Consider the following 16,877-nt stretch of genomic DNA (forward strand, 5'->3'; position numbering starts at 1 on the left):
TGTTGAGTTCTCCCGAGAAGCTCGCCGAAGCCGTCCTCCTGCCCGGGTTCGCCGGGACCACCGCGCCGGACTGGCTGCGCCGGCGGATCGCCGGCGGCCTCGGCGGGGTGGTGCTGTTCGGCCGCAACGTCGTCGACGACGAGCAGGTCGCCGCGCTCACCGCGCAGGTGCGCGGCGAGCGGGACGGCGTGGTGGTCGGGATCGACGAGGAAGGCGGCGACGTCACCCGCCTCGACGTCAACACGGGCTCGTTCGTGCCGGGGCCGCTCGCCCTCGGCGCGGCCGACGACCCCGAACTGACCACGGCCGTCGCGGCCGCGCTCGGCGAACGGCTGGCGGCCTGCGGCGTCACGGTCAACCTCGCACCCTGCGCGGACCTGACCCTGGCGGCCGAGGACCCGATCATCGGCGTCCGGGCGTTCGGGTCCGACCCGGCGAAGGCGTCGCCGCACGTCGCCGCGTACGTCACCGGCCTGCAGAAGTACGGCGTCGCGGCCTGCGCCAAGCACTTCCCGGGCCACGGCGCCGCGACCGAGGACTCGCACGTCGAGCTGCCGGTGCTGCCGCGGACCGTCGAGGAGCTGCGGGAGATCGAGCTGGTCCCGTTCGCCGCGGCGATCCGGGCCGGGGTGCGCTCGGTGATGACGGGCCACCTGGTCGTGCGGGCCTGGGGCGACGAGCCGGCGACGCTCAACCGGGTCGCGCTCACCGACGTCCTGCGCGGCGAGCTCGGCTTCACCGGGGCGGTGATCACCGACGCCCTGGAGATGGGCGCGGTGTCCGGCGCGTACGGCAAGCACGACGGCCTCGGCCGGTCCGCGGTCCGGGCGCTGGCCGCGGGCGCGGACGCGCTGTGCCTCGGCGGCGCGGCGTTCGAGGCCGAGCACCTGGACGCGTGCGTGTCGGCGATCGTGGCCGCCGTCGAAGCGGGGCAGCTGCCCCTGGACCGCCTGGAAGAGGCGGCCGCGCGGACGGCGGCGCTGGGCACCGACCCGGCGCCGGCGAAGGCCGGCCCGGTGGACCGGCGGCTGGGCCTGGAGGCGGCCCGCAAGGCGTTGCGGGTCACCGGCGAGCCACGGCTGGCCGGGCCGCCGCTGGTGGTCGACGTCCAGACCGAGCCGACCATCGCCGCCGGCCCGATGCCGTGGGGCCTCGGCCCGCACCTGGCCGAGCTGGTGCCGGGCACGCGGGCGATGACCGCGACGCCCGAGGACGCCGCCGCGGTGCTGGCGGCGGCGCGGGAGTTCCCCAGCGTCGTCGTGGTCACGCGGGAGGCGCACCGCCACCCGCGGGTGCGGGAGCTGCTCGCCGCGTTGTCCACTGTGGAGTTCATCCGGGTGGAAACCGGCGTGCCGGGCCCGGCGGGCGAGGGCCCGCGGATCGACACGTTCAGCGGTTCCTGGGTCAGCTTGCGCGCCGCCGCGGAACATCTGGCCTGAAAGCGGACGAAACCCCGTGGCGCAGGCGGGGTTTCGTCCGCTTTGCCGCACCTCCAGAACCGCCGCCGCGGTTTGTACGGACCTTGTACCGGCGGTCCCCATGCTGTCCCCACACCGGAAAACTGGAGGACGGACAATGAACATGGGGATCGTGAAGCGGATGGCCGGGGTGGCTGGCATCGCCGCGGCGATCGTGGTCGCCGGGGCGGGCCCGGCGCTCGCGGCGTCGGGCACGGTGCACACCGACTCGGGTGCCGCGCTGACCGTGCGGGCCACCCCGAGCACCGGCGGTGCCTCGGTCGGCTCCCTCGCCGACGGCACCGCCGTGACCATCAGCTGCCAGACGAACGGCTCGACGGTCGACGGCAAGTACGGCACGTCGGACATCTGGGACAAGGTGGGCAACGGCTACGTCAGCGACGCCTACGTCTACACCGGCTCCGACGGCCGCGTCGCCCCGGACTGCGCGGGCTCGACGCTGACCTGCTCGACCGCGGGCACCGGCGACCCGAACACCTGCGCCGAGGCGGTCACCAAGGCGAAGTCCCGCATCCACACCAACGACCTCGACTCCTACGAGGGCTGGTGCGACCGGATCAACGCGCAGAACTACGGCTGGTCCGCCTCGGGCTCGGACACCGCCTACGTCCACTGGACCCAGATCCCGGCCTCGTTCAAGCACCCGGGTGACTACCAGGTCCCGGCCGGCGGCCTCGCGTTCTTCAAGAGCAGCGGCGCGGGCCACACGATGATCTCGATCGGCGGCGGCAAGTTCCTGTCGAACGACATCAACGGCTACGGCAGCTACACCGAGACGACGATCGCGCAGATCAAGAGCAAGTGGGGCCAGACCTACCTCGGCTGGTCGCAGCCGTGGTTCAAGGTGAACCACTGACCCGCTGAGCCGGCGGGGAGCTGCCCCGGCCACCATCCCCGGCCGGGGCGGACGACCCGCCCCGAGCACCACCCGATGGGCGCAAGAGTGGCCCCTCGACGAACCGGCCCCTGCCCGTTTCCCGGGCAGGGGCCCGTTCGCGTTTCAGCCGTGGACCCGGACGGGCAGTGGCTGGGCGAGCAGCGCCGGGCCCGCCGTGAGCGCGCCGATCGGCTCCCAGCCCCAGCGCAGGTACATCGCGTACGCCGGCGCCGCGGGCGCGGCCGCGAGGACCGCGAACGGCTCGGGCCGCCCGGCCAGCAGGTCGCGCAGCAACCCGCCGCCGTGCCCGCGCCCCCGCAGGGCCGGCAGCACAGCCAGTTCGTAGACGTAGAACAGCGGTCTCCCGGCGAGCCCCGGCGGAACCGGCGTCGCGGCAGCCGGGTGCCACCAGCCGGCTTCGCGGCCTACCCCGTAGGCGAACCCGCCGAGCGCCTCGCCGTCGCGGACCGTCGCCAGGGCGAACCCCGGCAGGCTCGAGTGCTGCACCACGGTTTCGCGGAAGCGGGCCGCGTCGGCCTCGTTCTCGCCGTAGGGCGGCTCGCGGTAGACCGAGAGGTACGCGGCCGCCAGCTCGTCCCACCGGTCACGCACCCGCCGGCTCCTTCGCCTCGGCCACCGCCGCCGTCACCGGCTTCAGCCCGGCCAGGACGGCGAACGCGAGCCCGCAGCACCCGGCGAGCACGAGCCACGGTAGCAGCGCACTGCCCGCCAGCAACGCCGTGAACGTCACCGGCGCGATGACGCGGGCGGCGCCCCAGAGCAGTTCCTCGAGCCCGAAGTACCGGCCCCGCAGGTGGGGCGGGGCCAGCGCCACCGTCAGCGCGCTGCTGGTCGGCGCCTGCAGCAGTTCGGCGGCGGTGAACACCGCGGTCGCCACCGTGAGCACGGCGATCGCCGCGCCGGGCACGGCCGTGGGCACCACCGCGAACAGCAGGAACGACAGCGCCCACACCGCGGCCGCGACCTGCAGCACCCGCGGTTGAGCGCGGCCTTCGAGCCGGCTCGCCACCACCGTCTGCCCGGCCACCACCAGCACGGTGTTGAGCGCGAACAGCAGGCCCGGCTGCCACGACGGCAGGCCGAGGGTGTCGATCACGTACGCCGACAGCAGCACGGTGAACGCCAGGTCGCACAGGGCGAACACGAACACGGTCACCAGCACGCGCCGGAAGGCCCGGTCGGCGAGCACGGCCCGGTAGCCCGCGGGCGCGGCCGGCTCCCGCGCCGACGGCGCCGGGGCGGCCGCCGCTCCCCGCCAGGAGGCGACCAGCGCGGCCGCGACCAGGAACGTCGCCGCGTTCGCCAGCACGATCGCGGTGTAGCCGCCCACGCCGCCCCAGGCGACGAGCACGCCGCCGGCCAGCCCGCCGGCGCCGATGCCGACGTTGCGCAGCGCGCGGTCCATCGCGTACCAGCGGGCGCGCTGGCCGTCGTCGGCCACCTGCGCCACCAGCGCGCTCGACGCGGGCCAGAACAGCCCCTCGCCCCAGAACGTCAAGGCGGCCAGGACGACCAGCTGCCACAGGGATCCCGCGACGACGTAGCCGGCGAAGGTCAGCACCCGCAGCAGGTTCGCGATGACGACGACCCGGCGGGCGCCGAGCCGGTCGACCAGCGGTCCGGCGAGCGGGCCCGCGGGCAGCGCCAGCAGCGCGGCGGCCGAGAGCGCCCCGCCGGCTGCGGTCAGCGGGAGGCCCTTGGCCGCGTGGAAGTACACGACGGCGAACGGGAGGAACAGGCCCGTGCCGAGCGCGTCGACGGCCTGCGCGGCGACCAGCGGCCGCCGGCCGCGGGTGCGCGGCAGGCCGAGCAGTTCGGTGACCGTCATCGCCGTCCTCACGCGTGCGGGAGCGGGAAGGTGTTCAGCCGCTCCTCGGGCAGCGGCGCCGAGCGCCAGCCGAGGTCGACGGCGGCGCGCCGGATCCGGCCGGCACCCCAGTAGGGGAGCCCGGCGGGGAAGTTGGACACCAGGCCCGGCACGATCGTGTGCGCGGCGCGGAACCCGGCGGCGGCGACGTCCCGGGTGGTCAGGTCGACGCTGATCACCTCGAACCCGCGTTCCTCCACGCGTTCCTGGTACGCCTTCAGCCGTCGCTCGCCCAGGGCGGGCAGCCCTTCCCACGACCGCACCGGCAGGTCGCGCACCCACGGCGCCACCCGCGTCGCGGCTCGGGGGTCGAGGTAGACCTGCTGCTGGCACAGCAGGTCCACGACGTCGCCGAAGTCTTCGCGGTAGGAGTCGAGGTAGCGCCGGTCGGCGCGGTAGGGCTTCAGGTTGCCCAGGTGCGGCAGGTCCGCCTGCATCCCGGCGAGCTCGCGCTCGTCGTCGAGGGCGAGGCAGGTGTGGTGCAGCGTGAACCCTTCGGCCAGCGCCTTCTTGGCCGCTTCGAACGCGTCGGGACGCGTGGCGAACCCGATCGACAGCCAGCGCCGGGTGCGGTCGAGCACGGCCGCGGCGACGATCGGGACGCCGAACTCGTTGTCCAGCGGGATCAACGTGACGTCGTAGGTGCCGGTGGTGTCGGCGATCAGCGCCTGCAGCTCGGCCGGGATCGCCAGCCGGCGCAGGCGCGGGGTGTTGGCCCACCAGATCATGGTGGCGTCGCGTTCGAGCACTTCCTCCAAACCGGACGTGACAGCGTGTTCTTCGCTGGTGCCGCTGGCCAGCCCGGCGATCAGGGGATCGGTGAAGCGGCCGCCGTCGGCCTCCGAAGAGACGAGGCAGGCGGGTACCCACAGTTCTTCCTCGGTGGTGTGGGAAAACGCTTCCAGCCACAGGCATTCCGTGTCGGGCGTCAAGGGCCGGAACGGGAACCCGGGGGTGGCGTGCTGCCGCGGCGAGTACAGGTTCAGGCGGCGCGGGTCGAGCGCGGGCACGCCGTCGCGGCACAGCTGACGGTAGCTCGCGCGCCGCAGTTCGCGTTCCGGGGGCAGCCAGCTGCCGCAGTAGCGTTCGACGGCCTCGCCGATCGCGGAATCGCGGGCGACGTCGAAGTCGTGCCAGGACGTGCCGAACGCCTGGCGGTCGTTGGGCCAGTCGACGACCCGGCGCATGTCCGCGACGTCGACCGCGCACACCTTCAGCCGGGCGGGCATGCCCTGGGCGGGCGGCAGTTCGTGGACCGCCGTCACGATCCCGGTCCGGTCGTCGACGAGCAGCTCCGGCCGCACCCCGCGCGCCTCGACCGGCCGCGGGCGGTCCGGCAGCGGCAGCACCGGCCGGGGGAGCACGGACAGCCGGACGGGGTCGAGTTCCAGCTCTCCGGTGGTCGTCTCGGCGGGTTCGCCGGCGAGCCAGCGTTCGAGCTGGACGGCGAGCACGGTCAGCATCCACTGGGCGTCGGCCGGCCGGAACCGGCGCCCGGGTGGCGGGCCGGCGGTGGCGAAGGCGTCGAGCACGCGCGGGTCGAGGGCCGCGGCCCGGCGCCGGGCGAGGACGTCGGCGAAGTCGGGGCCGGGGCCGCCGGGGGTGATGGCGGGACCGGCGACGCCCTGGCCGCGTTCGCAGCGCAGGGGCAGCAGCCGCAGCCCGCGGTCCGCGCAGTAGGCGTCGAGGGCGGTGAGTTCGGAATACGCCGGGTGGGTGAACGCGGCGACGACGACGGTGTCGGCCGGGTCGACGGGGAAGGGACCGTCGAAGTCCGAGAGCGTTTCGACCCGCGCGTAGCCCGCCGGCGCGAGGATCCGCGCGAGGGGCACGGTGAACTCGGGCGTGCCGGCGATGAGGACGGTGGTGGTGGCGGGGTCGCGGGCACCGGCGAGGTCCGCGACGGGGCGGAGGCTGCCGTCGCCGGCGAGGACGTCGAGCACCTCCGCGTAGGCGGGGTCCATTCCGGACAGCAGCTGCGCGCGGGTGCGGGTGCCGTCGCAGCGCGCGAGCCACGCGCGGAACTCCCCGGTCGGCGCGGTGATCCGGTACTGGCCGCCGTTCGGGGTGACGAGCAGGCACAACGCCGGTTCGAGGTCGTGCACCTCGATGCCGGTCAGTTCCAGGCGGACGTCGTCGGACAGCATGGCGGACCCCCTTGTCGGATACGGGCGTGCCGCGGCCCCGGGGCGGGGCCGCGGCACGGAGGCGGGAGGAGCGGGCGGGCTACTTCGCCGACGCGCGGTTGTGGACGACGGCCCGGTTGTGGACCACCGCGCGGTTGTGGACGACGGCGCGGTTGTGCACCACGGCGCGGTTGTGGACGACGGCGGCGGTGGGGCGCTCGAAGGACGAGATCAAGGTTTCCTCCTGGTGGGTCGGGTCTCCGGTGTGGATTCCGGGACGGGGTGACGTGAACAAGTTTGTGGTCCGGGGGTGCACCGCGACGTCTTCTGGAGTGCGATCCGCACACCCGGTCTCCGGCGTTGTGCACGGACCGGCATGTGCGAAACCCACGGGCGTCCGCGTGAGGCACGCACGAGCGCCCCGCCACCCGCGAGGGGTGACGGGGCGCTCGAAGGATGCGCGGGGGAGGTCAGGCCCGGCAGGCCCGCCCGCGGTTCACGCAGTTGACCAGCCCGTTCATGATCCGCTGCGACATCACGTTGGCGAAGTCGTCGTGGTCGGAACCCGGGTTGTGCTTCTCCTGCGGGAAAGCGTCCACTTTGTACTGCTTCTTGACCTGGATGTCGTGCGGGATGTCGTAGGTCAGCGAGATCTGCAGCTGCGGCACGGCCTTGAACCCCTTGGCGCACCGGCCGAACTGGTCCGGGAACACGATGTGCGTGCGGTGGTTGGCGCTGTCGGTGTTCTTGCCGTCCCAGCAGCTCGGGAACGTGTGGATGCGCTTGACCTTGCTGCCCTGCGGGCAGATCGGGTACTTGTCGGTGACGCGGTTTTCGAAGCCGGTGCACGTCCAGCTCGCCTTGGCGTTGGCCGGCCCGTTGGTCGAGACCTTCGCGTCGCCGTAGAGCACGCGCAGGAAGCGCGGCATCGCCACCACCTTGCCGACCGGGCTGCCGCGGAAGGTGATCTGCACCCGCTGCGGCCGCAGGATCTTGCCGTCGTTGCCGGGCAGCTCGTTGTTCTGGTCCTGCCCCGGCAGCGCGCCGCCGGCCGTCGTGCTCGGGGGCGGCGTCGGCGTTCCGGTGTCCTTGCCCGGCTTCGTCGCGCACGGGGCGAGGCCGCCGAGATCGCCCGGCTTCGGCTTGAACCGGCCGATCGCGGTGGCGATCCGGTCGATGATCGCGGCCCGGCGGTCCTTGAGCGGGTTCAGGATCGCGTTGCGCACGAAGTCCGGGCCGCCCTGGCCCTGCGTCGCGGCGATGCGCTGGTTGGCCTCGTCGGCCTGGCTGTCGAGCTGGTCGAGGTTGCTGTCGACCTCGGCCATGGCCTGGTCGGGGATGTCGTCGAGCTTGCTGGCGACGTCCGGGCAGGCGACCTGCGGGGTCTTGCTCTCGCGGTCGGCCTGCGCCCGGTCGCCGTCGGGCACCTTGGCGGGCTCGTTCTTCTCCTCCTCGCCGGTGTCGATGCGCACGACGGGCCAGAAGTAGGCGGACTTGTCGCCGTTGCGGCAGGTGGTGCCGGCCTTGAGGAGGCTCTTGTTGTTCGAGTCGGCGTTGGTCGAGAGGTTGCCGACGTAGTCGTGCAGGTGCTGGGCACCGTTGCGGACCCCGGGCTGGGCGATGAAGTTGTCCGGGTTGAAGTGCTGGTTTTCGTTGCGGCCGCAGTCGACGGTGAACGTGCCGGTCGAGGCGCCGGTGACCGGGCGCGGATCGAACTGGTTCGGCTTCACCTTCAGGATGTCGACGAAGAAGGCGGGGTTCGCTTCGTCGGCACTGGCTTCACCGGTGTTGCCGGTGGTCGTCGCGACGACGATGCCGCCGACCGCGATCGCGAGGGCGAGCCCCCCGGTCGCGATCTTCGTGCGGCGGGACAGCCGGTGCCGTCCTTGGGTGCGGGACATGGGAAATCCTCCGGATGTCGGGCTGGCGGGTGCGCGCACGACACTGACCGGGAGCGAGCGCGGGCTCGCCGGGGCCAGGCGGGGTTCGTGCGCGAAGGGCTGGCAATGTGGTGCGTCGGCAGGAACGGCACCGGCTGGTCCACTGACCCGACATCAGTGGTCGCGCGGCAGCACCTGCCCGTGGCCGCGCCGTCAACCGGCTGGTTATCGTTCCGTTATGCAACCTACACGGGCATTTGACACCGGGCAAGAAGTTCTTTTCCGTCGTCACGAACCGTCAGGCCGGGGTCTCGCATCCGTGACCGGACCCGTTGCTGACCTGGGGATTCGCCAGATTCGACCGGGCCGTGGAAAAAAGTTTGAACCGAAGTGAACCGGCAGCCGTATCCCGCAGTGAGGCCTGCGGAATGCCCGCGGTGCGGCCGGTCGCGGAATGGGCCGGGAAATGCGGGAATGGCGGCCATTCACACTGCGTCGGAACCCGGCCTCCGGGTCAGGACGCTTCTTTTCCCGCCAGCAGCCGCCGCAGCGTGGTCAGGGCGCGGTGCTGGGCGACGCGGACCGCGCCGGCGCTGCCGAGCCCGACCGCCGCGGCCGTCTCCTCGGCCGTCATGCCGAGGATGATCCGCAGGACGAGGATTTCGCGCTGGCGCGGCGGGAGCGTGTCGAGCAGCCCGGCCGACCAGTCGAGCGCCGCCGACCGCTCGGCCTCCTCGCTCGTCGGGTCCGCGCCGCCGGTGCGCTGCGTGGGCGGCTCGGCGACCGGGCTGGTGCGGTCGCGGGCCCGGCGCCGGTGGAAGTCCGACACCTTGTGCGCGGCGATCCCGAAGACGAACGGCAGGAAGCCGTCGATGTCGTGGGTGTACCCGGGCAGCGCGCGGACGATCGCGAGCAGCACGTCCTGTGCGCAGTCCTCGGCGTCGGACGAGCCGTCCTGCCAGGCGCGGAGCCGGCCCAGGCAGTAGCGGAACACCGTCGGCCGCAGCGCGCGGAGCAGCCCGGCCACCGCGGCGCGGTTGCCCTGCACCGCCGCCCGGACGAGCTCCGGGTCGAGGATGGGTGTCACCGTGGGCGTGCGACCTCCCTCGGCGGAGTACGGCGCCACCGGCCTCACCCCCTTCTCTGCACTTCCGGCAACGGACGGTCACGACGCTAGGTGACTCCGCGTGGTCGGCACACCGGTCGGGCGACCGTCTTGATCCGGGTCTTCCGGCCCTGGTCCCCGGCGCCGCGGTGTGCTGCCCGGCCGCGGTCGCGGGCGGCCGGGCCGAACGGCCCTACCGGACCGCGGGGCGTACCGATCACGCTGGTGGCCGGGGATTTTTCACAGGAGAAACACAGGGACGCGATGGTGGACGACGTGGGCTTCGGACTGCTGCTCGACCGGCAGCAGTGCCTCGCCTTGCTGCGGACGGCGAGCCTCGGCCGGGTGATCTTCACCCATCGGGCGATGCCGGCGGTCCGCCCGGTGCGCTTCACCGTGGTCGGCGACGCCGTCGTCTTCGCCGTCCCGGCCGGCAGCCCGCTGTACGCGGGTGCGCGCGACGCCGTCGTCGCCTTCGAGGTCGACGAGTTCGCGGCCGACACCGGCGCGGGCTGGTACGTCAGCCTGCTGGGCCGGGCCGCCGAGTCCGGCTCGGCCGACGTCGGTGACATCGCCTGCGCGTGCCCGGGCCCGGTCCGGGCCGGCCACCGGCTGCTGCGCGTCCCCGCCGAGTCGATCAGTGGTCACCGGATCGGGTGTCACGCAGAGTAACTTCCCGGCGGCCGTAACGGGACGGGTCCCGCCATCGACCCACCGGATGGACGAACCTGATTGGGCCGACACGGGCAGTGACCTGTGGGACCCTTGACGGCCCGGGGCAGGCCCGGGATTCGGGCGGAGCCAGCGGAGTCGACGGGACGTGGCGGACGAAATCAGCATGCCGGCGATCCTCGCGGCGGTGGGCGGCATCGCCCGCGAGCTGGAGCTGCCGGCGTTGCTGGCTCGCGCGGTCACCACGACCTGCGAACTCCTCGGCGCCCGGCGCGGCCGGCTCGACGTGGCCGAGCACGGCGTCGCCGAGCACGGCCGGGGCCCGCTCGGCGAGGATGCGCTGGAGCTGCCGGTCCGCGCGGGCACGCAGACGTTCGGCACCCTCACGATCGAACCCGGCGACGGCCGGGAGTTCGGCCGCCGCGAGCGCGAAGTGCTCGGCGCGCTCACCGCGGCCACCGGGATGGCCGTCGAGAAGGCCCTGCTCGTCGACCAGATGCGCCGCCGCGAACGCTGGCTCGAGGCGTCCTACGACGTCACCCGCGCGCTGCTCGCGGCGCAGGACCTGCGGGCCACGCTCCGGCTGGTCGCCGAACGCGCCCGCGTCGTCGCCGGCGGCACCGCGGGCGCGATCGCGCGGCCCGACGGACCGGGCCGGCTCGTGTTCGACGTCGTCGAGCCGCCGGGCGAGGACGCCGACCGGCTCACCGGGCTGACCGTGCCGACCGAAGGCACCGCCACCGGGATGGCGTTCGCCACCCGGCGGCCGGTCGTGGTGCGCGACTACGGCGAGCGTGTCCAGGAGCAGCAGCGCGACCACGCCGGGCCGATGCCGGCGATGATCAAGGACCTGGACTCGGCGATCTCGGTACCGCTGATCGTCGGCGAGGAAACCCTCGGCGTGCTGGTGGTGGCGAAGTTCCGCGACCGGTCGCCGTTCACCGACTCCGACGTCCAGCTGGCCGAGACGTTCGCCGGGCACGCCGCGCTGGCCGTCGAGTTCTCCCGGGCGCAGGACGCGCGCCAGCAGCTGGCGGTGTTCTCCGACCGCGACCGGATCGCCCGCGACCTGCACGACCTGGTGATCCAGCGGCTGTTCGCGACCGGGCTCGGGCTGGAGGGGGTCAGCAGGCTGATCGCCGACCCGGGGGTCGCCGGACGGGTCGCCGGGTTCGCCCACGACCTCGACGGCACGATCCGCGAGATCCGCAACAGCATCTTTTCGCTGCAGGCGCCCGCGCAGGCGCAGGGCAGCCTCCGCGCGGAGCTGCTGCGGGTGGCGGTGGACGCGCGCGACGCGCTCGGCTTCGAGCCGCGCGTCGGCTTCGACGGGCCGCTGGACGCCGCGGTGCCGGACGCGGTCCGCTCGGACCTGATCGCGTCGCTGCGCGAGGCGCTGACGAACGTCGCGAGGCACGCCGGGGCGAAGTCGTCGTCGGTGGAGGTGACCGTGGACCGGTTCGGGCGCCGGCTGACCCTGGTGGTGCGCGACGACGGCGCCGGCCCGCCGCCGGAGGCCGGCCGGATCAGCGGCCTGGCGAACCTGGCCGCGCGGGCGGCCCGGTGGGGCGGGCACTGCGTCCTGGCGGCCGCCGAGGACGGCGGGTCGCGGCTGGAGTGGACGGCGGACCTGCCGGCGACGACCGGCGAGCAGGGAGGTGGACGATGACGATCGCGGTGTTCCTGCTGGACGACCACGAGCTGGTCCGGACCGGGCTGAAGACCGTCTTCGAGCCCGAGGCCGACATCGAGGTGGTGGGGGAGGCCGGCACGGCGGCCGAAGCGCTGGTGCGGATCCCGCAGGCGCGCCCGGACGTGGCCGTCCTCGACGTCCGGCTGCCGGACGGCGAAGGGGTGGCGGTGTGCCGGGAGATCCGGTCCACAGTGGACCCGCCGCCGGCCTGCCTGATGCTGACGTCCTATTCGGACGACGACGCCCTGTTCGGCGCGATCATGGCCGGCGCGGCGGGCTACATGCTGAAACAGGTTTCCGGCCGGTCCCTGGTCGAGGCCGTCCGCACGGTGGCCGGCGGCGGTTCGCTGCTGGACGCCACGCTGACGGCGTCGGTGATGAACAAGCTGCGCGGCGAGAACGTCTCGGCGCCCGACCCGCGGTACGAGCAGCTGAGCCCGCAGGAGCGGCGGGTGCTGGACCTGGTGGCGGAGGGCCTGACCAACCGCCAGATCGCCGAGCGGCTGTTCCTGGCCGAGAAGACGGTGAAGAACTACGTTTCGTCGGTCCTGCACAAGCTCGGCGTCGAACGCCGGACGTCCGCGGCGGTGTACATGTCCCAGCGCCGGGCCGAGCCGGGACGATCGGGCTGAATCCCCGCCCGATCGGACGAAACCGGTGGGGCGTCCGACGTATCCAGCCACCGATGGAGTACACCTGTCGGGTGACGCACGAGTTGGCGTGCGCGGCAGAGGGGACGGCATGTCGGGGTTGTCGGGCGGGGACTATGTCACGCAGCAGATCCGGGCACTCGCGCAAGCGGTGCGCCGGGAAGGGGCCGGTGGGGTGGGCACACGCAGCTTCCAGCTGGCGGAGCACCTGGCCGCGGAGGGAGGCGTCCACCGCGGCGACATCCTGACCGCCACGGCAACCCTGCTGGCGATGACGGCGTGGTGCGACGGCGAGGTGGAGGCGGCCGGCCGGTTCGCCGAGCTGGCGGCGGGCAACGACGAGGAGTCCCGCGAGCTGGTGACGCACCTGCTCCGGCTGGAGGCGGGCGCGGACCAGGGGTGGCTGCCGGAGGCCCAGGCGGAGGCGCTGCTGGAGTACGCACGCCGGTCCCGCCGGGGGGACCTGGAGACGCGGGTGCGGGCGATCGCGGGCGCACGGCGCGGGCGGCATCGTCGGGAGAACTAGTCCGACGGGGAGAGGGTTGCGACCCGGGGCCGGCGTGCGCCGCCAACGCGAGGACCAGCTCGCGTAGGCGGGGCTCGCGGCCCGGGATCGCGGCGATCGCGGGCGCGCGGATCAGCTTGCCTGCGCGAGGATCGCGGGCGCGCGGATCAGCTTGCCTGGGCGAGGATCGCGAAGAGGAACGCGGCGGTCGCCGCCGTCGAGCGGAGGACGTCGATCCTTGCCCAGTGGCGCACCACTTCCTGCCAGCCCGGGGGTGGGGCGTCCGCTCGCCAGCCGTCGACCTTGATGTTGATCGGTACCGTGCCGAGGAACGACAACAGCAGGAACGCCGCCATCGTGACCACGGCCGCCCACCGCAGGGCGAGGCCGGGACCGTCGACCACCACGAGGACCGCCGCCGCGAGCGCGGCCGCCGGGAGCATCACGATCGGGACCACCACGCGCAGGCGGCGCACCAGCGCCTGGCGGGCCAGCAGGTGGGCGTGCTCGTCCAGCCGGGACAGCGCCGGGTGGAGTCCGTACCGGACGATCAGCTCCTCGCCGGCCAACACGCCGAGCAGGAACAGGCCCGCGTACTGCAGGAAATTACTCACACTGAAAGATTACTGTCACTGAACTTATCGAGGCAAGGACAATATTCAGTCACTGAAGAAGTACAGTGAGTGCATGACCATGCCCACGGTGGACTGGGGGACGCCCGGCGCGGCCGGCGCGGAAGGACTGCGGGAGCGCAAGAAGCGGCTGCTGCGCCGGCGGCTGACCGACACCGCCACCGCCCTGTTCCTGGAGCGCGGCTTCGACGCGGTCCGCGTCGCCGAGATCGCCGCGGCCTGCGAGGTGTCGGAGAAGACCGTCTTCAACCACTTCCCCAGCAAGGAAGCCCTGGTCCTCGACCGGCCCGAGGCCACGATGGCCGCGCTGCGCACCGGCCTGGCCCGCGCCGGCCGCTCCCCGGTCGAAGCCGTGCTGGACGTCCTGGCGCGCGAGCTCGACGCCCTCCTGTCCTGGCTGGCCGCCCAGCCCGACCTCGCCGAGGCGAGCGGCCGGGTCCAGGCGTTCACCGCGCTGGTCCGGTCGACCCCCGCGCTGCGGGCGCACCACCGGGAGATGGCCGAGCAGCTGGAAGGCGCGGCGGCCGAGGCGCTGGCCGCCCGGACCGGCTGCACCGCCGACGATCCGCGGTGCCAGATCACCGCGACCGCGCTGCTCGGGCTCTGCCGCGTCCAGTCCTCCGCGCTGCGCCGGAGCCTCGACGGCGTCCGCACGCCCGAGGAGATCCGTGCCGCCGTCACCGCGGACGTGCACAGCGCGGCCCGGCTCGTCGAGACCGGCCTGGCGGGGTTCGCCCCGGTCGGGTGAGTCAGTCCGTGAGCGACCGGGCCGGGTCGGCCAGCCGGTCCGGGTCCACGGTCCGGCCGCTGAGGATCAGCTCGCGCACCGCGTCGAGGCCCTCGTCCCACTTATTCACGTGCAGGCCCGCGACCACGCGGTCACCCGTCAGCCAGAACGCGTGGTAGGCCTCGGCGTCCCCGCGAACCACCACGCGGTCGTAGCCGCCGGGCGGGAACCAGCCGGTGAACTCCATGCCGGCGTCGTACTGGTCCGAAAAGAAGTACGGCAGGTCGTCGTGGACCACTTCGCGGCCGAGCATCGCCAGCGCCGCCGCGGGGCCGCCGTTCGTCGCCGCGGCCCAGTGCTCCACGCGGACACGTCGTCCGTAGCGCTCCTGCCACACGCTCGCGACGTCGCCGGCCGCGAACACGTCCGGGTCTTCGGTGCGCAGGCCCGCGTCCACCAGCACGCCGTCGTCGACGGCCAGGCCCGCGTCGGCGGCCAGCTGCGTCTCGGGCCGGGCGCCGACGCCGACCACGACCACGTCGGCCGGGATCTCCCCGTCGTCGGTCAGCACCGCCGAAACCGCGGACTCGCCGGCGAAGCCCGTCACGCCGGTGCCGAGCCGCAGGTCGACGCCGTGCCGGCGGTGCAGGTCGGCGAAACGCCCGCCCACCTCCGGCCCGAGCGTGGCGTGCAACGGGCTCGCGGCCGGCTCGACGATCGTCACGGCGCACCCGTGGTGGCGGGCGGCCGCGGCGGTCTCCAGGCCGATCCAGCCCGCGCCGGCGACGACGACCCGGCCACCCGCGGCCAAGGCCTCGCGCAGCCGGTCGGCGTGCGCGAGCCGGCGCAGGTAGTGGACGCCGTCGAGCTCGGTGCCCGGCACGCGCAGCCGCCGCGGCGACGCCCCGGTCGCGAGCAGCAGCTTCGTGTACCCGATCCGTTCGCCGCCGGCCAGCTCCACCTCGTGCGCGGCCCGGTCCAGCGCCGTGACGCGCCGGCCGGTCAGCACCTCGATGCCCTGCTCGGCGTACCACTTCTCGTCGTGCACGAACACCGACGGCCGGTCGTCCCGGCCGAGCAGGTAGCCCTTCGACAGCGGCGGGCGCTCGTACGGCAGGTCCGGCTCGGCGCCGACGAGCACGATGCGGTCGGCGAACCCTTCGGCGCGCAGGGTTTCGACGGCCTTCGCGCCGGTCAGGCCGGCGCCCGCGACGACGAAGGTGTCCATCAGGCGCTCACCCCGGTGAGCGCGAAGAACTCCTGCCGCGTCTTCGGTTCCTCCCGCAGCAGGCCGTGCAGCGACGACGTGACGGTCAGCGCGCCGCTCGCCCGCACGCCGCGCAGCGACATGCACAGGTGCTCGGCCTCGATGACCACGCCGACGCCCTTCGGGTCCAGGTGCTCCTGCAGCCAGTCCGCGACCTGCTTGGTCAGCCGCTCCTGCACCTGCAGGTCGCGCGCGAACATCTCGACGACGCGGGCGAGCTTCGACAGCCCGAGGATCCGTTCGCCGGGCAGGTAGCCGACGTGCGCGACGCCGCGGAAGGGCAGCAGGTGGTGCTCGCACAGCGACTGCACCGGGATGCTCTTCGCCAGCACGAGCTCGTCGTAGCCCTCGTCGTTGGGGAACGTCGTCAGCTGGAAGTCGCGCGGCTGCAGCATTTCCGCGTAGGCGTGGGCCACCCGGCGCGGCGTGTCGCCGAGGTGCTCCGACGACGGGTCCTTGCCCAGGGCGCGCAGCAGGTCGGCGACCGCGCGCTCCGCCGCGCGCAGGTCGAAGGGGTCGCGGTTGTGGACGACACCGAGGTGCCGCAGCGGGACCGGGGCGCTGACGGGATCGACGGTCACGGGGTGCCTCCTTCTAAAATCAAGTCGGATCGACGCTAGAAGCTCCTCAGGGTTTTCGTCAACAGTTATGTGTTTTAGAATGCGGAGATGTACGAAACCCAGGCGGGCGCGCTGGCCGCGGTGGCGGCGCTGGACGAGCCGACCCGGCGCCGGCTGTACGAATACGTCGTCCGCCGCCCGGAACCGGTGAGCCGCGACGACGTGGCGGCCGCGCTGGGCGTGCCGCGCGCGACGGTCGCGTTCCACCTCGACCGCCTGGTGGAGGAGCGGCTGCTGGCCGTCGGCCACGAGCGCCGCACGGGCCGCAGCGGACCGGGGGCGGGCCGCCCGGCGAAGCTGTACCGCCGCTCGGACCGCCAGGTGAGCGTGTCCCTGCCGGAGCGCCACTACGAGCTGGCGGGCAGTCTCCTCGCGGCGGCGGTCGAGGAGGCCGACGAAACGGGCGCCCCGGCCCGCGAGATCCTGGGCCGCCGCGCCCGCGAGCGCGGGGCGGAGCTGGCGGGCGGTGCGCCGGACATCGTCGGAACGTTGGAGGACAACGGGTTCGAGCCGCGCGTGGAAGGCGCGGAGGTGCTGCTCGGCAACTGCCCCTTCCACCGGCTGGCGGAGACGCACACGCGCCTGGTGTGCGAGATGAACCTGGGCCTGGTGGAGGGCATGCTCAACGGGACGGGGGAGCGCGGCCTGCGGGCGCGGCTGGATCCGCACCCGGGTTTCTGCTGCGTACGCCTGACGCGGGACTGAGCCCGGACGCTTGCCGGATCCCGAGCGCCCCCAGGCAGCACGGGGCGCTCGG

Annotated in this window: 17 protein-coding genes; 8 read left to right on the top strand and 9 right to left on the bottom strand. The window is 73.7% G+C overall.

Features of this window, described 5'->3' with window-relative positions:
- Positions 1–2: 2 nt before the first annotated feature.
- Together ABZW17_RS17865 and ABZW17_RS17870 are read left to right on the top strand one after the other, a co-directional pair.
- Complete coding sequence (locus tag ABZW17_RS17865) at positions 3–1,439, top strand: glycoside hydrolase family 3 N-terminal domain-containing protein (protein ID WP_354814624.1); 1,437 nt, start codon at positions 3–5, stop codon at positions 1,437–1,439.
- A 136-nt stretch (positions 1,440–1,575) separates the two neighbouring features.
- Positions 1,576–2,334, top strand: a complete 759-nt coding sequence (locus ABZW17_RS17870; protein WP_354814626.1) for a hypothetical protein — start codon at positions 1,576–1,578, stop codon at positions 2,332–2,334.
- Positions 2,335–2,478: 144 nt separating this feature from the next.
- Here ABZW17_RS17870 and ABZW17_RS17875 read toward each other — a convergent pair whose 3' ends face one another.
- From ABZW17_RS17875 to ABZW17_RS17900, 6 genes are all read right to left on the bottom strand, one after another.
- On the bottom strand, positions 2,479–2,967 hold the full coding sequence (locus ABZW17_RS17875; protein ID WP_354814628.1) for a GNAT family N-acetyltransferase: 489 nt from the start codon (positions 2,965–2,967) through the stop codon (positions 2,479–2,481).
- Complete coding sequence (locus tag ABZW17_RS17880) at positions 2,960–4,204, bottom strand: MFS transporter (protein ID WP_354814630.1); 1,245 nt, start codon at positions 4,202–4,204, stop codon at positions 2,960–2,962. Before ABZW17_RS17880 ends, ABZW17_RS17875 begins: the two co-directional genes overlap by 8 nt.
- 8 nt (positions 4,205–4,212) lie before the next feature.
- The gene (locus tag ABZW17_RS17885; protein WP_354814632.1) at positions 4,213–6,390 is read right to left on the bottom strand and encodes a YcaO-like family protein; all 2,178 of its coding nucleotides are present in this window, start codon (positions 6,388–6,390) and stop codon (positions 4,213–4,215) included.
- Between the two features lie 79 nt (positions 6,391–6,469).
- Positions 6,470–6,604, bottom strand: a complete 135-nt coding sequence (locus ABZW17_RS17890) for a hypothetical protein (protein WP_255410252.1) — start codon at positions 6,602–6,604, stop codon at positions 6,470–6,472.
- A gap of 235 nt (positions 6,605–6,839) precedes the next feature.
- The gene (locus ABZW17_RS17895; RefSeq protein ID WP_354814635.1) at positions 6,840–8,270 is read right to left on the bottom strand and encodes a DUF1996 domain-containing protein; all 1,431 of its coding nucleotides are present in this window, start codon (positions 8,268–8,270) and stop codon (positions 6,840–6,842) included.
- A 493-nt stretch (positions 8,271–8,763) separates the two neighbouring features.
- Positions 8,764–9,375 carry a sigma-70 family RNA polymerase sigma factor gene (locus tag ABZW17_RS17900; RefSeq protein WP_354814637.1) on the bottom strand — a complete coding sequence of 204 codons (612 nt, stop codon included), beginning with the start codon at positions 9,373–9,375 and terminating at the stop codon, positions 8,764–8,766.
- Between the two features lie 243 nt (positions 9,376–9,618).
- On the opposite strand from ABZW17_RS17900, the gene ABZW17_RS17905 reads away from it, so the two are divergent.
- The 4 genes from ABZW17_RS17905 (at position 9,619) to ABZW17_RS17920 (ending at position 12,895) form a co-directional block, all read left to right on the top strand.
- Positions 9,619–10,026 (top strand): pyridoxamine 5'-phosphate oxidase family protein, encoded by a 408-nt coding sequence (locus ABZW17_RS17905; RefSeq protein WP_354814639.1) that lies wholly within the window; start codon positions 9,619–9,621, stop codon positions 10,024–10,026.
- A gap of 166 nt (positions 10,027–10,192) precedes the next feature.
- Positions 10,193–11,695 (top strand): GAF domain-containing protein, encoded by a 1,503-nt coding sequence (locus tag ABZW17_RS17910; RefSeq protein WP_354815093.1) that lies wholly within the window; start codon positions 10,193–10,195, stop codon positions 11,693–11,695.
- On the top strand, positions 11,692–12,351 hold the full coding sequence (locus ABZW17_RS17915; protein WP_354814641.1) for a response regulator transcription factor: 660 nt from the start codon (positions 11,692–11,694) through the stop codon (positions 12,349–12,351). The genes ABZW17_RS17910 and ABZW17_RS17915 overlap by 4 nt, the downstream gene beginning before the upstream one ends.
- Before the next feature lie 193 nt (positions 12,352–12,544).
- Positions 12,545–12,895, top strand: a complete 351-nt coding sequence (locus ABZW17_RS17920; protein WP_354814643.1) for a hypothetical protein — start codon at positions 12,545–12,547, stop codon at positions 12,893–12,895.
- 146 nt (positions 12,896–13,041) lie between these two features.
- Here ABZW17_RS17920 and ABZW17_RS17925 read toward each other — a convergent pair whose 3' ends face one another.
- Positions 13,042–13,488, bottom strand: coding sequence for a DUF1772 domain-containing protein (locus tag ABZW17_RS17925; RefSeq protein ID WP_354814645.1), 447 nt, complete (start codon positions 13,486–13,488; stop codon positions 13,042–13,044).
- A gap of 73 nt (positions 13,489–13,561) precedes the next feature.
- Between ABZW17_RS17925 and ABZW17_RS17930 the strand changes: the two genes are divergently transcribed.
- A complete protein-coding gene (locus ABZW17_RS17930) occupies positions 13,562–14,254 on the top strand; it encodes a helix-turn-helix domain-containing protein (RefSeq protein WP_354814647.1) in 693 nt (230 codons plus the stop codon).
- A 1-nt stretch (position 14,255) separates the two neighbouring features.
- Here ABZW17_RS17930 and ABZW17_RS17935 read toward each other — a convergent pair whose 3' ends face one another.
- A complete protein-coding gene (locus ABZW17_RS17935; protein ID WP_354814648.1) occupies positions 14,256–15,461 on the bottom strand; it encodes an FAD-dependent oxidoreductase in 1,206 nt (401 codons plus the stop codon).
- Entirely contained in the window at positions 15,461–16,048 is a 588-nt protein-coding gene (gene folE, locus ABZW17_RS17940; RefSeq protein ID WP_354815096.1) for a GTP cyclohydrolase I FolE, read from the bottom strand. The genes ABZW17_RS17935 and folE overlap by 1 nt, the downstream gene beginning before the upstream one ends.
- Positions 16,049–16,168: 120 nt before the next feature.
- On the opposite strand from folE, the gene ABZW17_RS17945 reads away from it, so the two are divergent.
- A complete protein-coding gene (locus ABZW17_RS17945) occupies positions 16,169–16,825 on the top strand; it encodes a helix-turn-helix domain-containing protein (protein WP_354814650.1) in 657 nt (218 codons plus the stop codon).
- The last annotated feature ends 52 nt before the right edge of the window (positions 16,826–16,877 follow it).

This window comes from Amycolatopsis sp. NPDC004625 (assembly GCF_040609695.1).
GTDB lineage: Bacteria > Actinomycetota > Actinomycetes > Mycobacteriales > Pseudonocardiaceae > Amycolatopsis.